The sequence below is a fragment of the Microcoleus sp. AR_TQ3_B6 genome (assembly GCF_036702785.1).
In the GTDB taxonomy this organism is placed as follows: domain Bacteria; phylum Cyanobacteriota; class Cyanobacteriia; order Cyanobacteriales; family Microcoleaceae; genus Microcoleus.
The window spans coordinates 16,354-32,590 of the sequence record NZ_JAUBVJ010000078.1 but is presented as its reverse complement, the minus strand read 5'-3'; the positions used below and the strand labels follow the sequence as shown (position 1 = coordinate 32,590).

Genomic DNA, 16,237 nt, shown 5'->3' with positions numbered 1-16,237 from the left:
TAATTGTCGGCTATTAGGGTCTGGAACGTAAAGTTCAAACAGAGATTCCCGCTGTTTGGCGCTGATTCCCACTCCATCCATTTTAGATTTTAGATTTTAGATTTTAGATTAAAGAATTGAGGAAGATCGATCGTCCGAGTTGACAGCAGGTAGCGAAAACCAGAAAGTCGAGCCACCTCCGGGAGTGCTTTCGACGCCGATTTCACCACCGTGAGCTTTGATAATTTGCTTGGACAGGTACAGTCCCAAACCCAGCCCTGTTAATTGTCGGCTATTAGGGTCTGGAACGTAAAGTTCAAACAGAGATTCCCGCTGTTTGGCGCTGATTCCCACTCCATTATCTATTACAGTACAGCGAACCATTTTTACGGTGACTCCGGGCACTTTGCTGCCGATATTCCCAATTTGACCTTGATAGCGGGGCATTTTGCAACTGCCGTCGAGGTGAAATTTGGCCCTGGTTTCCTGATTTTTCTGGGTGGTCTCGCACATCCTAGGACGATCGCCCGCAGCAGAGGCGAGGTTAGGGATATAGCGGGCGATCGGATTATTTAGCGATGTTAAGGCCTGTGAATTTTCTTCATAACGTAGCACTTTTTCAACTTCAATTACCTCAGCTTTAAAAGTTATATGGACTCCCGGAGGATTGTGTTTAATAGCATTAGTCAACAGACTTTCCAGCACACGCTGCAAGGGTTTGCTGTCGGCATTGACTTGTGGCAAATCCGCCGGGATTTCCTGAGTCAAAGTTGCTTGATTTTTTTCCAGCATCGGTTCTAAACTGGCCACAATCGCTGAAGTTAAAGACTGCAAATGCAGCGGTACAGTATTGAGAACAATACCTTTGACCTCGCTAGCGTGAGCGTCGAGCAGGGCATTAACCATAGTCAACTGGTGTTCGCTGGCCCCAACGATGCGCTGCAAAATCGATCGAGAAACTGGAATATCCTGTAGAGAGTCAGAGGGCGATTTGTTGAGCAAATTTTTCAGCAGTATTAACATTCCCATAACAGGAGTGCGGAGATTGTGAGAAACTGCGTGCAACAATAGGTCTTTGAGGCAATTGATTTCTTCCAGTTCGTGCATTTTTTGCTGTAGTTGGCGGGTGCGTTCTTCCACTTGAGATTCCAAGTTGGCATTGAGAGCTTTCACCTGCTGCAAAAGTTGGGCTTGCTGGAGAGCGATCGCCACTTGGGTAGCGAGTTTTTCCAACAAATCAATTTCAAATTCCTGCCACTGGCGGGACCCCGAGCACTGGTTGACGGCCAAGATCCCGAACAATTCATCGCCCAGGACGATCGGCACATTTAACGTCGCTCTAATTTGATAGTCGCTGTACAATTGGGCAAGTGGAACGCTCAGTTGAACGCTAGCAGTATCGGAGATAGCTCGGACGCGGTTGTTAGCATAAAAAGTTTTCTGGTTTTCGAGGTGATTCTCGTCAGCGAGTACCCACCCCAAAAGAGAAGGGCATTGGGCACCCACAGACTCGGCCACAACCTTACCGTATACCGGGCTAGGAAGATGTACCCCGTCCGCGTCCATAATACCGATGAAAGCGCGGTCTGCCTTGAAAAATTGCCGGACTTCGGCAACAGTAGTGTTGAGAATTTCTTCGAGGTCGAGGGAGTTGCGAATTCGCAGGGCGATTTCTGAGAGCAAGCGATCGCGATCGGAGGAAGCGCGCAAAGCCACGAACGCGCGGTGGCGTTCGGTAACGTCTTGTACTGTGGCGGCGATCGCCCCTGAGTGAATTGCCGACTGTTCGCAGACAGTGCGTTCGGAGCCGTCTGCCAGCACAATTCGGTAGTTAATGCAATAGGGTTTGTGCTCCAACATAGCTTGGCGCTGCGATCGCGCCACCAATTCTCGGTCTTCTGGATGTACGGCCTGCAAAAAAACGGATGGTGTCGGTTTGACAGTTCCAGGAGTAAAACCCAAGAGGCGGTAAAGTTCGTTTGACCACCGCAATTCGATATTGGATATATGATGTTCTGCGGATTCTTCGCCGTTGTCAGTTGCTGTGAGGGCGGCGCCATTTAAATCCCAATTTCCCAACTGAGCGATGCGCTGAGCGTTGGCTAAACTAGCTTCGCGATCGCGCAGCATGGCGGCCGTGCGGCGCACCTCCACCAGCGCTTGCTGGCGTTCTGCTACGGCCGCGGCCAACATCAGAGCCACAAGGGCGATCGTACCGGTAAAAGCTTGTAAAAATAACACCGCTTGTTTGAGATTATCGCTTTTGGCCAAAAACGGGCCGCCTCCCTGCACCGCTCCCCAAATCGCGATGCAAGACACGATCGAATAAGCAAAAATCGCTCCCGGCGGTTGAAACCGCAGGGCGGCCCAAACTATCAGAGGAAAAGGCAGATACTCCAGCGGATACAGAGCGCTCGCCGCCTGTGTTTTTGAGCAAAAAACCAGCCAGCTAACGCTCAGCAATAGAGTCAGCCAGAGCGCTATTTCTGAATAATTAATAATTAAAAATAGAAGATTATAGCGGTTTTCATTTGCAGAAACTGTGCTTCGATAAGTCGTAACTTGGAATTTGTAACTTGGAATTTGTAATTGGGAATTTACCCACTTAAAAAATGCTTTTACTCTTGAAATAATCCCAAGTTTTATCTCACATTTTACACCCTTATCAATCACAGGCATCTTGCCTGTTCCACAATAAAATCCATCTCTTGTGGAACAGGCATCTTGCCTGTTCCTAAACAAGTAATTGAGAATAATGAAACATCTCAGTTTTAGTGGAAATTTAAAACTGTTAACTGCGTGGTTCAAAGTCAGCAGCACTGGCGTCACAATCAAAATTCCCATCCCGTCTCCGAGCCACGTAGTCCACCAGTTCCGAGAAAAATTGCTCCACTGATCCCCACCAAAAATGCACGTGCCCAAGTTGCCGAGGGTAGAGCCGAGGAAAGTAGACCCAATGACAGCGCCCGCCACCAAACCCAGAACATCTCGCAATCTTGCGAGTTTGGTAGAAAATCCGCTCCGGGTGAGCACAGCCTCCCCAGCCAGCGCTTGCAGCGTGACGCTAAAGGCTGATGTGACAATGACGGGGGACGGTATACCGGCGGTAAAGTTTAACAGCACCGAACCGAGGGCAATTCCAGGCCACATCCGCCGCCCTTGCAGTAGCAGTGCCGCTAGAGCAATACCGGCGGGCAGCCACACGGGGGAGGGTTCGGCTTTCACCAGTCCCAGCATCGACGCTGCGAGTTTTCCGGTAACAAAGTAGGCCAGCGCCAGGATGCCGGTGTACAGAAGCGTTCGAGTGCGACGGTTGAGCAGTTTCATTTTTTGTGTAAGAGAATCCTCCATTCCTAGTTTTTAATTTAGGCGGCTCCTCGGCGATCGCGCTTCCTCCTGGCGACTCACCTGACTGGGCGAGTGGGGAGTTGACTGTTGACTGTTGACTGTTGACTGCTGACTGTTGACTGCTGACTGTTGACTGTTGACTGCTGACTGCTGACTGTTGTTATTCGTAGCAGCTACCCGCTGACTACTGACTACTGACCAATGACTAATGACTGCTGACTACTGACCAATGACATTTTAAAATCCAAAACTCCGCTTGCCATCCGGCTTAACAGTAAGCCAATTGGTCTTTGCCATTGCCAATTGTTCCTCAGAAACTGTAGCGTTAGTAAGATTCGCCCCGCACAAATTTGCTCCCCGCAAATTCGCCTTAGCCAAATAAGCCCCCGTCAAGTCAGCACCTCGGAAATCCGCGCCTTCAAAATTGGCAGTGCTGCAATAAGCATCAGTCAAGTTAGCATCTCGCAAATTCGCCTTAATTAACCGGGCGTGACCCAAATTCGCCCCCGACAAATCCGCTGCTTGCAAATTTGCCTTCACCAACTTAGCCTCATAAAAATTCACCCCCGCTAACTGCAATTTTTGCAGCTGCAGGCCAGACAGTTCGCAGCCAGCAAAATCGCGCTTGCCTTTAAAATATGCCGCTCGCAAGCTGTTGGTGTCCCACTTAGGAGCAACTTTCGGTATCTTTGACGCTGGTAAACTGCCCGTAGAATTTCCAACCGTCCCGAAACTTCTGCCAGACTCAGCCAGAGTTCGGGAAACTCTCGGCTGCATCCCCGTGTTCCCGGATTGGCTCAAGGAAGTTCTACCAATGCGGGTGTGGTTCGAGCGTAAATCTTGATTGAATTTGTTATGAGGCGGTGACCACGAAGAACCCGCGTCATTAAATATCGTCGGTTCTTCAACCGTACCATTCGAGCCGTTGAATTGAGTTGCCAAGCCATCGATAAGACTTGGGTCTTCAAATTCGCCCGAGAGAGCTCTGAGGACATCTGCGGCCGATTGGAAGCGGTGGCCAACCATCGGCTTGAGCATTTTTTCGAGAATCCGCCCAAAATATGGACTCACCTGAACGTGGGGCTGCCAAACAATTTCGCCGGTTACTCCATCAAAATCTAAATCCTTGGGCGACTTTCCTGTGAGCAAGTACAAGCAAGTCATGCCCACGGCGTAGATGTCGCTGGCAAATATCGGCCGCAGCGCCATTTGTTCGGGAGGAGCGAAACTAAATGTGCCGACTGAAAATTTCGTGTTGGCGCTGGAGTCGTTGGGGTCGTTGGGATCTAATAATATTGTTTGGCTAACTTGGTCTTTTACCGCTCCGAAGTCAATCAGAACTAAGTGGCTGTCTTGAACTCGGCGAATAATATTTGCGGGTTTGATGTCTCGGTGAATTACTCCTTGGCTGTGGATATATTGCACTACTGGCAGAATTTCTAATAGAAAATTTTTAACGTCCGCTTCATTGAAACGGCCTGACTGCTTGACTTCTTGTTTCAAAGTCGAGCCTTTAACATACTCTTGAACTAAGTAAAATTGCTGATCGGTTTCAAAATAGTCTAGCAGCCTCGGTACTTGCGGGTGGTCGCCCAGTTGGCCGAGGGTTTTCGCCTCTCGCTTGAATAATTCCCGCGCCATTTCTAAAACTCGCGGCGACAAACTACTGGGTCGCAGTTGCTTGACCACGCAACTTGGTTGACCCGGCAATGAGATGTCTTTTGCCAGAAATGTAGCTCCAAAACCTCCTTGTCCTAAGGGTTCCATGACTCGGTAGCGAGCGCGCAGCAATAACCGCGCACCGCACGTCTGACACTGGAGAATAGAGTCAGCAGGGTTTTGAGGATGGGCACAGCCCGGATTTACGCAGTAGCTCATATTGATTGAGTTTGCCTATGTTTTTCTGATTTTGCCAGCGTCGCTCGACTGCACAAATTGCCTGTTCCTGCTTCTGCTAGAAATACTAATCTATCAGTTGCAGGCGGCCCGTGCGTCCGGTTGCGAATTGGAATTGCACCTAAGTCTTTTAGGCAGATATCTTTTCCCTATTTTTATTATCTCGCTGCTGCGAGTTTTTGCCGTTGATTATCCTTGAAGATAGTTTAAAGACTTGCTAAAGTTGTCGTTTTTTGTGTAAAGTCTTTCTACACTTAGATGATTTTTCCGCTGTTAGATGTCTCTAGCATACCTCATTCAGAGAATGAGAATGTTACTCATCCCCCAGCAGTGATAAACCTTTAGGCCGATCGCTCGTTTTTTCTTATCTATACCATAAAGGTATTGACAAATTGAACCTTTTATGGTAGGAAAGGCTTGACCGAATAAATTCTGTGACTGCACAGTCGAAGCCGGTCGGCGCAGACTAATGAGTAATAACTAACGATCGCGGACAACTAACTACTGACTAAATTATGCGTATTTCTCTAAACTGGCTGCGGGAATTGGTGGATGTGTCGCTCTCCCCGGAAGAATTAGCCGAAACCCTGACAATGGCCGGGTTTGAAGTCGAAGATATCGAAGACCGCCGCCCTTGGGCAAGCGGCGTAGTTTTGGGCAAAATCATCGCCTGCGAACAGCATCCGAATGCAGACAAATTGAGAATTTGTCAAGTGGATGTCGGCTCTTCACAAGCTTTGAATATAGTTTGCGGCGCACCCAACGCTAGAGCCGACATTTACGTGCCTGTCGCTGTTGTCGGAACTTTTCTGCCGACTATTGATTTAAAGATTAAACCTGCTAAATTGCGGGGCGTTCCTTCCGAAGGAATGATTTGCTCTCTGGCAGAATTGGGACTGGCTAAAGAATCAGCCGGAATTCACATTTTCGAGTTAGAAAATCCCGAATTGGGCAGCGATATTCGCCCGCTTTTGGGTTTAGACGACGTGATTTTAGACTTGACAGCAACTGCCAACCGTGCTGACGCTTTGAGCATGGTGGGTGTAGCGCGGGAAGTGGCGGCGCTGACTGGCGCGAGGTTGAGAATTCCCGAAGCGAATGGTGTTGCGATTGAGGGCAAAGAAAGTCCTGGTTTGGCAGTAGAAATATCCCAAGCGCAAGCCTGCCCGATTTACATCGGCACGGCAATTGAAGGTGTGAAAATTGCTGCTTCTCCAGCTTGGTTGCAGCAGCGGTTGCAGGCGGCGGGAGTGCGGCCGATTAATAATGTAGTTGACGTAACTAATTACATTTTGCTGGAATGGGGACAACCGCTGCACGCTTTCGATCGCGATCGCCTGCAATCTTTCACCGGTACTCAAGATATCAGCATCGGCGTCCGCTTTGCTGCATCAGGCGAATCCTTCAAAACTTTGGACGGACAAAACCGCAATTTGCAAGCACAAAATCTGTTAATTACTGCTAGCGACAAACCCGTTGCCTTAGCTGGGGTAATGGGCGGCGAAGATACGGAAGTTCACGAAGAAACGCAAAATTTAGTTTTAGAAGCAGCGATTTTTGACCAGGCAACGATTCGCCGTTCTGCCCGCGCTCAAGGCCTGCGCAGCGAGGCATCGATCCGCTACGAACGGGGGGTGAATCAGGCGGCCTTGACGACGGCCTGCAACCGCGCTGTCGCCCTAATTTTGGAGTTGGCTGGAGGCACTGCGACGGTGCAGAAAACGGCGAGTTCGGGCGATGATTTGAGTTTTAGCCGATCGCTCGAATTGCGTTTAGACCGAGTAAATCTGGTTTTGGGCCAGTTGAAAAGAGGAAAAACGGGGGGTTCTAAATATCTGGAACCGGAAGAGGTAAAAAATATTCTCACAGCCTTGGGATGCGAAGTTGTTCCAACGGAAAAAGAACGGGTGTTTGCGATAACTGTTCCTCCTTACCGCTACCGCGATTTAGAAAGGGAAATTGACTTAATTGAAGAAGTGGCCAGACTCCACGGCTACGACAATTTCTGCGATACTTTGCCCAGCAAAACGGAACCCGGTTATTTGTCGCCGGAATATGCGGCAATTCGGAATGTGCGATCGGCTTTTCGGGCGGCCGGTTTGACCGAGTTGATGCACTATTCTTTAGTGAAAACTGAGGGAGACAATCAGGTTGTGCTGGCGAATCCGCTGTTTGTGGAGTATTCGGCTTTACGGACAGAAATGCTCTCGGGTTTGATTGATGCTTTCCAGTACAATTTGGAACAGGGAAATGGCGCACTAAACGGTTTTGAAGTCGGCCGCATTTTCTGGAAAGATGGGGATGTAAAGAAGGAAGCCGATGCAGTTGCCGGGATTATCGGCGGCGATCCGACTGTGTGGAAATGGCAGCAGTCGGGGCGCGATCGACCTTTGACTTGGTTTGAAGCCAAGGGGGTTTTGGAAAGCGTGTTTCAGGAGTTGGGTTTGTCGGTGGAATATCAAAGCGATTCCTCTAATACGCGCTTGCATCCGGGCCGCACCGCTGCCTTATCGTTAAAAGGGCAACATTTAGGAGTGTTCGGACAGTTGCACCCGCAATTGCAGCAGGAAAAGGGTTTGCCGGAACAGGTGTACGTGTTTCAATTAGATTTAGCGGTGCTCTTGGGTGGATTAGGGCGATCGAGCAACTTAACTCGCAAATTCGCGGCTTATTCGAGTTTCCCCGCTTCAGACAGAGACATTGCTTTTTTCGCACCAGTTGAAGTTCCGGTTGTTGAGATGCAGAGTGCCATGAAAAAGGCAGCCGGTAGTTTGCTGGATTCCGTGGAATTGTTCGACGAATATCGGGGCGACAACGTGCCGGCGGGACAGCGGAGTTTGGCTTTTCGGTTAAATTACCGCGCGGGCGATCGAACATTAAGCGAAACCGATGTCGAACCCGCCCAACAAAAAGTTCGCGATATCCTAGTTGAGAAATTCGGCGTTAGTTTGAGAAGCTAAAATAGGCCGTCAGTCACCAATGGAAACCGCCAGGGAATGAATTCCCTGGCCCAAAGCTAAAGTCCTCTCAAGAGGACTAACAAAACTTACGGATTACAAAGTAAATTTGCCATTTTGAGCAAAGCGAAGAATCTTAAATTTTTGCAATAAAACCGTCTAAAGTGCATAATTGCTAACTCATAAACTCTTCAGTCCTCTTGAGAGGACTTCAGCTTTGAGGCGGGGGTTTCAACCCCTGCCGGACTCAGGGAAAAAGCCTTAAATTGACACCAAGGGCCGCAACATATCCCGAACCATAAAGGAAAAATCTGGAAACTGCAAAGGAGAAATGCTCGCATCATCCCCGAGAATCACCCGACTTTGATAACCATCCTGACTCGGATCTCGAAAAACGTGGAGTTGCCGATTATTAACATCCAAAACCCAATAATCAGCAATTCCAGACTGAGCATAAATAGTCGCTTTAATCCCGCAATCTGTTCTCAGCGTAGTATCAGCAACCTCAATAATCAGATAAATTTCTGAGGGAGTTGGATGGTGGTCTTCATAGTAAAGTGGATCGGGTATGACTACAGAAATATCGGGTTCTGGTTCAGAGTAATTATTGAGCCGAACAGGGTCTTGCAGTCGCACAAAAATCTGCTCTCCTAAACGGTTATCCAGTAATATCTTCGTGCGCGCAATCGCCGCACCGTGGGCTGTTCCTTTGGCTGCCATCTTTACTATCTGTCCTGCCAGTAATTCTACTCGTTCATCTTCGTCAAGAATCCCAATTTCCGCCATGCGGTGATATTCTTGAACCGTCAACAAACGAATGTCTAATAAAGTCATAGCAATCTTCTCCTATCTAACAAACATCTCTCTTTCCCCTCTTCCTGTGCGCCCTCAGCGCCCTCTGCGGTTAATTAATCTTAATCATTAAAATTTTCGTTAAATCCTGTTACTCGTATTGTACAATAACTTTTACACAAATTCATCGAAGGCTCAAAACCGTGACCAAATATGTGATGTGGGGAAGTTACTGCGAAGACGTTCTCGAAGTGCGCGCTCCATTTCGAGACGCTCATTTAGCCGGATTGGCTAAGCAGAAGGAATCGGGAGTATTAATTACGATCGGGCCCACAAAAGACTTAACTAAAGTTTTTGCAATTTACGAAGCAGAAGATGAGGCGGCTGTGCGACAATTGGTGGAAGCCGATCCTTATTGGGTAAATAAGGTTTGGACTGAGTACGACGTGAAAGAGTGGATTCAAGCTTTTTGAAGGGATTAACAGGGTGAACATCTTAATACTAGGCGACGACGATTTAGTTCCAGTAGACTACAGCGATTTGCTGGACAAAATTTTAGAAGCTTTGCAGGGAAACAACCCATTTAGCGTTTCGGGCGATCGGCATCGTTTACTAATAGATATTGACGCGGTAGCCACTCAAATATCGGGTGAAAAAGTGCGACATCCTTTGGGTTATTTTGAACATCAAGCACATTCTGCCACAGTTAATTTCACTCCCGAAGTTGAAAGTCATTTTTTCATTCAAGTTAGGGAGATAGAAATTAAACTGCGGCGGCATTTAGAATCAATTGTGGGAGAAAGTGTTGCAATTGACAAGTTTGTAGCTAGTTTAACCAGTCCCCTAGAATCTTTTAAAGGAAAAGGAACTCAGTTAGGTCTCAAATACGATTTTGACACGCAATATCACAATTTGCAGAAACAAAAGCTGACTTTGGAACGCTTGGGTACTGGCAGCGATTCGCTGCTGAAGTTTCACAAAGTGACTGTTTCTGTCCGCAATGCAGATATTTTTGAAGAAGAGTTGAAGCAGGGTTTAAAGAATTATATTGATGAGAAAGCCGAGACTGAGGATGACAAGGAAGAACTGAATCGCCTGCTTGAAGAAATGGTGACAGACGAAACTTCTGATTTTCACCGTCTGGTTCGAGTTGTGGATAAGGAAACTCTGGGACAACTGAAAAAAGAAGCAAAAATTACTTATTTGGAGTATATACTAGACAATATCGCTCCCGACCAAGTAGATTCTCGTGGCTGCATTTATTTGCAAGATTTGATCCGGCGTTTGCGGTTGATAGAAGACTATATCAACGACAGCAATAAAGTTGAGGGAGATTACCTGGTTAACTATCAGGGAACTGAGGTTAATTATAAAGATATGTTTTCGCGATCGGAAGCTTTGGATGCGCTTCCCATCATTCCCATGATAGCAGGTAATCTGGGAGAAACAACGGATAATTATGGGGGCGATCGCCAATTTATTTTTGGTTTAAAACTCAAGTTTGGCAACCCCGTTCAATCGCGGGGCGGTGGTAGCGTATTCGACTACAATCTCAATTTCCTCAATCCTGACAGCGAGGAACACTTAGCCGCATTGGAGGAACCAGCCGATAGTGAAAGTTTCTTTCGCAAGGTATTAAAAATAGCATTTTTGTATCACTTTGTCTTTGCCTCAAGTCACAACCCGCTAGCAGCAAATTATCGCCCGGAATCGGAACTAGATTGCCATCCAATTTTAGGATTCGAGCGAGTAGTTATGCCAGTATTGCAGAGTTCCAATGAGGAAAATAAAAAGAGACTTTTACAAAATTTTTTCAATCGTTTTAAGGAAATAAATGTCGCCCATAAAATTCAATGCCTTAAGGTTTTTTTGCAAGATTTTATTAAACAAAAAACCATTTTGCAACCTCGCACAGAATCGCGGCACATTCTGATTAAAAGAGGCCTCCTGCAAAAGATAGATAATACTTTGACAACGGGGGAATTTTTTAAAGATGTCGTGCAGCGCAATCCCAAGGAAACGCTTCAGTATATTTCCGTGGGAAAGGCGAAGGTCAGCCAAGAAACTATCTGTCAGTTGCCGGTCAATATTACAATTGAAGATGTCCGCTATTTTCCAACTGAGGAATTCCAAAGTTTCAGCATGGAATACAATATCAAAGGTATGCAGGCTTTGCCCGTACTTTGGGTTCCTAAAGCAGATCGATCGAGAAATATTTACCGTGAGAATTTTAAGGAAAAATTAGTCGTTTTCCCCTACGACAACAGACGCTTAGACAGCAAGGGAGGTTTCAAACCACAAACAGCTTTTGTTTACAAGTTTGCGGTTTCACTGATGTCATATATTTGCCTGCGAATCTTGTTACAAAAATTACCAAATAATTTATTCGTGCCGATGGTGAGACTTCACGAAGGCTACCACGAGAATCCTTCGCCTTCAGAAAAGTTTATGGCACATCTTTCTAAAACATTATCTCACATTTTGAGCGAGAAACACCGCTCCAACTCCCAAGGATTTCGCATTCTGGGTGACAAATATCATTTGACCGCCAAAAACGGCTTGAGTTCCTTGTATTCAATATTGCCTAAAAAGTTTCGATTTAACAACGTGCAGCTATCTCCTGAGTTGGATAATTTAGCAATTATTGCAGTATCCACTAGGGACAGCGACGAGAGAAAGGGAAGGGGCAGATCTCATAGAAAAGCCTGTGTGTTGGGCGAAGTCGTCGGCATCAAGCGCCAAGAAGACGATAGTATTCAAGTGGGAATGCTGAAAACTTTCTCAGAAAACTACAGCCTTCAGGATCTTTATACTCAGCCCTCAATTCTTGGAGATATTGTCACTCAGTTGTACAATCGAGGATATCGAAATTTTGTATATATCTCGCAAGCACCTTATATGAGTACGCTGCACATTACTCAAAATGATGAAGATGAAAAATTGTTTTTTATGTCAAAAGACATCATCAAAACTTTGAAAGGAGAGCGGCAAGATATTAGAATTTACCCGGTATTTTTTGATAAATACTACGTTTACAGCCCCAAACAGCATCGGGGAGAATCTTTTTATATCCAAGATACAGCGCAGCTTACCAGCTTATTTGCAGATACGAGCAAGCAAGCGGCTGTGTTTTTCAATTTGTTTAACGGGATTAAAGTACAGCAAGGGGAGAAAAACTTTTACAATGGGGTGATTTCCTATTCGACGCTGTTGAATATTTATCAAGGCTTTCTTGACGATCGAGATATTCGCCAAGGTTTGATTTATGAGGGGGAAATTAAAAATACTTTGCTGCACTATTTGACAATATTTCACTTTTCCCGCTACGAAGCTCGCCAAAAAATTAGTTTAAAGCTCGATCCCTACGATCGCATTATTGGCGATGACTCAGTTGGTGCTTTATCTGAATTCAGTCACTGGGGTGGAAGTGCTAATTTTAATTTGCTGGCATTTTTGAATAAGGTAAGAGAAGTGTTAAATACCACTGAGCGAGGTCAAAAATAATGATAGCAGCAAACTTCGGCCGCCTCTTTGAAGTTGGATTTAATATCGGGATTTTGGCTTGCATTCAGCAGCAAAAAGTTGCTCACAATTTTGGCGACTCGTACCGTCTGGATTTGCAGCAGCTAAAATTTCCAGAGATGGTAGCAGAAATTACTCGACAAGCCAATTTGCTTGGCAGTTTGGACGGTAAAATAGTTGAGAAATGGAGCATTTTTTATATTCATAAAGGCTTTCTCGGCGGCTTGAATTTCTTCCGGGAGTACCTCAAATCTGTTGGCGGAAAACCGCAGCATTTGAAAATTTTGTACTATCAGTGCAGTTTTACTAAAACTAACAGCCTTGGAGCTAATAATAAAGAGGATATAGAAGGTTATAAAGAAGTTTTACTGCAACTAAAAGCCTGGCAATGTAGCCTAGCAAATGCTGATATTAATTTGTACATCAACCGCTACTCAAAAAAGGGCGAATTTTTGCAAGCGGATACGCTTTTGCTTTTACAGAAAGGTAATAATTTTAGAATTCTCTGCGTTGATTTATCTGTGTTTTCTCCCGCTGCTGCTGAGGTGGCAGATTTGAATGAAGTTGAAGTGATGCGGAAGCTGTTAGGGAGGGAAATTAGCTATTTGCGATCGAAAAGTGTTTTTTCTAACTTGGGAATCGATACCAGCACTTTAGGAATTGATTTTTCGGAGGGGTTGAAAGACTATTTTAAAGCTTTTAACTATAAGGATAAGGAAACCAGTAAGTTAATTCAGGCGGGTAGCTATGCTCACAGTTTCTATGGGTTTCTGCTAGAAACCGGGATGATTTCAAGTGATGCTGAGGTGTTGTTTAATGTAGTTGGTTACAGCGATCGCACTGTCAATGCTATTTCCCTTCGTAAAGATCAACTTGATATTTTGTCTACTTGTTCGCAAATATACAAAAACCCACATACAGACAAAGATATTAGCAGTGTTCGCCGCCAGGTTTTAAAAGTTATCCAAATCAACGCGGCTCGCAGTTTTAAAGAAGGCAGAAAGTTTGTCGATTCTCTGTTAGAAATGGGAGACAATTCTACAACTGTACCTCATACTGAACGGATTGAGGGTTTTGCTAATTCTATCGATATTATATCAGACGAACTGGCAGCTAAATTGCAAGTTAACACCGGATTAAATCTGAGAGATGCTCATGCTGAATTGATTGTGAAAGCACTTCAGTCTAATGAAACTTACATTTTTTTAACGGGTAATCCGGGAATAGGTAAAACAACTGCGATCGCCAATTTCCTAAAAAGCCATATCGACGAGGGTTTCTTATTCTTTTATGTGAGTCCCCGCAAGCAAGTCAACTTGGATATTATCGAGAAATTCAAAGATAAAAATACTGGTTTGCTGTGCGACAATCGCCTATTTTGTATTAACACAAACTCTGACATTATTGCCAGCAATGCGGGACGCCGTACCGTCAAGTACGCCTCGAATAGCCGTGATGGAGATTTTCCCGAAAAAACGGTCAAGTTTCTCAAAGACAATCCAGAAATTCAGAGAATAGAGTACCACCAGCGGCAAATTGAAAGAAAAGGAGAAACCGTAATTCAACCAGCTAGGGTCAAAACTACGGGAGTGATAAACAGCATTTGCGAGGGCATATATACTCTGATTAACGGTAAGATTTCTAATAATATTGTCGCCACTGTTTCTATCCAGTCTTTGAAAGTAACAGAAAACGGAGAAAATACCCTCCGGCACTTTGAAAAAATATTTCAAGATGTTTTCAACAAAAAGGAAGGAAAAGTAATTTCTGGTAAGATGCAGCAAATATCCAGCCGCATCAAACACTTATTCATTATGATAGATGAAGTCACCGGAGACGACGGCGGTGTCGAGTTTTTGTCAGGAATTACTCAAATTGTCCGAAATTATGAGTTGGCAGATTCGCGGCACGGTTTTAATACTAAAATTATTGTAGCCGATGCTTCGATCGTAGATGTGGATGTCATCAAACAGCACCTGGAAAATATCTCGCCAGAACCGGATAAAATTTATTTCAAAAAGTTAGCTGCTAATTCGGAAACTATCCCACCTTTACAAGTCATTCCATCATTTAAGTTTAATCGGTTGGCTGCAACTGCGATTAATGCTAATTCCTACCCAGCCCGCAGTTTAGAGATAACTTACAAGGTGTTTGTAGAAGCTGTTAAATATAAGGAAGATGCGCCTTTAAAATTGAAGAATAATTTAGTCAAAGCAGTTCACTCGGAAATAGTTGCCGATATCGATCGGCGATTAGCACAACCGGGTGTTGAACAAATTATAGTCTATATTCAGGATAAGGGAAGATTGGCAGAATTAATTGAGAAAATTCGAGATTGTCGCGAAAAGTTCGAGCCGTTTAATGATTATCTGGAAATTCATGCTAGTCTCTCGGAAGAGGAGAAAGAAAACATACAGGAATACAAAAATAAAGCTAAAGTAATTTTTATGACTGCATCGGGAAGTCGCGGCTTATCTTTCCCGAAAACTAAACACATTTTAGTTGATATTCCCCGCTTTCAGATTGAGAAAAATCTGATGGAGGTGATACAGGTTATTTATCGGGGACGGGGGGAAGATGAGTCAGGTAAAACCCTTGACGGTGAAGATAAGGAGTTGGTTTTTTACCTATCAGATACAGCATTTTATTACGATGATGACGCGGAACTTTCCCTGCAAGAAAGCAAGTTGAGTTTGTTGAATTTACTGCTAATTCTCAAGACGGCGGTGATGACGCGAATTTGGGGATACGGTTATTTAGGTAGGGAAAAGTTTTTGATGATTCCGATTGGCGGAAAGTCGGTTTCCGCAGTAGGGGATACTTTTAGTAGCAAGATGGCTTCTCTAATTAAGACATTAAAAAGCGAACACCTGAGCAACCCAAAAAATAAGCGGCTGCAAGAGGTTTATAGTAGTCTGGAGCAGCTTTTTGGTCGTGGGAAGTTTGTTTTGACAACTTCCGGCAACTCCCGCCAAGCTGGCGATTCCTACCTGCAAATGCGCGAGGACTTTCACAGCAAGTTTTTGCAAATGTGCAATCCGCTTGAGGGTTTGCTAAGTTATGGGAATATAGAAAACGGTCTTATTTGCGGTAGTTTGTTGATAGTGCATCTTCGCGAAACAAAATTAGAGGAAAGTTACAAAATGCGGCTTTATGAGGAAATTAAACAATGTGTAAATGATGAATTGTTGCACAAGATGTACTGGATTAGGGACAGCAAATCCTCCCCGGCGAATTTGATTGCGGCTATTAGAGGAGGTGCGATTGAATTAGTCAAATTGCTGAACGGTGAAATTGAGAAAACTCAGTGGTTGGAAGAATATAGCCAGCAGTTCGATCGCTATTATGCCATACCGCTGTTTGCTTTTGTCAGCGGGGAGGAAATGCAGGAGTATTTTGCTGACAGCAGGCTGGATGAACCGGAAGACAGGAGGTTTCGGGATATTTTGTCGGCTTATGTGCGATCGATCTACCCTGTAGATAGCGTAATGCCGATCGGGCACAAGTATCGCGAATTCCCGTTTATCGTGTTTAGAAGCTACAGTTTAGAACAAAGCCGCGAAAAAATTTTTACAGATAAATATCTTTTAAGTTCCAACGAATTGAACGTGCTCAATTTAATTTTGTCGAAGCAGCTAAACTAGACCTCTTGCATTTCCAAGCTTTCAATTCCTTCAACAATCTGTGTTTATCTGCCTTGCATCTGCGGTTTCTGTACCAATCAAAGACTTATGCAATGCAGG

At 45.1% G+C, this 16,237-nt stretch carries 7 protein-coding genes; 4 read left to right on the top strand and 3 right to left on the bottom strand.

The window, feature by feature from the left end; all coding sequences use genetic code 11:
* Positions 1 to 108: 108 nt before the first annotated feature.
* Both QUB56_RS28085 and QUB56_RS28080 read right to left on the bottom strand, forming a co-directional pair.
* Complete coding sequence (locus tag QUB56_RS28085; protein ID WP_332959584.1) at positions 109 to 3,306, bottom strand: MASE1 domain-containing protein; 3,198 nt, start codon at positions 3,304 to 3,306, stop codon at positions 109 to 111.
* Positions 3,307 to 3,564: 258 nt separating this feature from the next.
* Positions 3,565 to 5,205 (bottom strand): serine/threonine-protein kinase, encoded by a 1,641-nt coding sequence (locus QUB56_RS28080; RefSeq protein ID WP_332959582.1) that lies wholly within the window; start codon positions 5,203 to 5,205, stop codon positions 3,565 to 3,567.
* A 533-nt stretch (positions 5,206 to 5,738) separates the two neighbouring features.
* On the opposite strand from QUB56_RS28080, the gene pheT reads away from it, so the two are divergent.
* Positions 5,739 to 8,183 (top strand): phenylalanine--tRNA ligase subunit beta, encoded by a 2,445-nt coding sequence (pheT, locus tag QUB56_RS28075; RefSeq protein ID WP_332959580.1) that lies wholly within the window; start codon positions 5,739 to 5,741, stop codon positions 8,181 to 8,183.
* 258 nt (positions 8,184 to 8,441) lie between these two features.
* Here pheT and QUB56_RS28070 read toward each other — a convergent pair whose 3' ends face one another.
* Positions 8,442 to 9,014: a Uma2 family endonuclease gene (locus tag QUB56_RS28070; protein ID WP_332959578.1), complete on the bottom strand. Its 573-nt coding sequence runs from the start codon at positions 9,012 to 9,014 to the stop codon at positions 8,442 to 8,444.
* Between the two features lie 161 nt (positions 9,015 to 9,175).
* Between QUB56_RS28070 and QUB56_RS28065 the strand changes: the two genes are divergently transcribed.
* From QUB56_RS28065 to QUB56_RS28055, 3 genes are read left to right on the top strand one after another with little or no spacing between them, the layout of a single operon-like run.
* Positions 9,176 to 9,445 carry a YciI family protein gene (locus QUB56_RS28065; protein ID WP_332959576.1) on the top strand — a complete coding sequence of 90 codons (270 nt, stop codon included), beginning with the start codon at positions 9,176 to 9,178 and terminating at the stop codon, positions 9,443 to 9,445.
* 13 nt (positions 9,446 to 9,458) lie between these two features.
* Positions 9,459 to 12,476 (top strand): hypothetical protein, encoded by a 3,018-nt coding sequence (locus QUB56_RS28060; protein ID WP_332959574.1) that lies wholly within the window; start codon positions 9,459 to 9,461, stop codon positions 12,474 to 12,476.
* On the top strand, positions 12,476 to 16,138 hold the full coding sequence (locus tag QUB56_RS28055; protein WP_332959572.1) for a helicase: 3,663 nt from the start codon (positions 12,476 to 12,478) through the stop codon (positions 16,136 to 16,138). Before QUB56_RS28060 ends, QUB56_RS28055 begins: the two co-directional genes overlap by 1 nt.
* Positions 16,139 to 16,237 lie beyond the last annotated feature (99 nt).

Bases quoted from the DNA above. Each gene is read 5' to 3' on its own strand.
- QUB56_RS28080 (WP_332959582.1), bottom strand. From the start codon at position 5,205: ATGAGCTACTGCGTAAATCCGGGCTGTGCCCATCCTCAAAACCCTGCT.
- pheT (WP_332959580.1), top strand. From the start codon at position 5,739: ATGCGTATTTCTCTAAACTGGCTGCGGGAATTGGTGGATGTGTCGCTC.
- QUB56_RS28055 (WP_332959572.1), top strand. From the start codon at position 12,476: ATGATAGCAGCAAACTTCGGCCGCCTCTTTGAAGTTGGATTTAATATC.
- QUB56_RS28070 (WP_332959578.1), bottom strand. From the start codon at position 9,014: ATGACTTTATTAGACATTCGTTTGTTGACGGTTCAAGAATATCACCGC.
- QUB56_RS28085 (WP_332959584.1), bottom strand. From the start codon at position 3,306: ATGAAACTGCTCAACCGTCGCACTCGAACGCTTCTGTACACCGGCATC.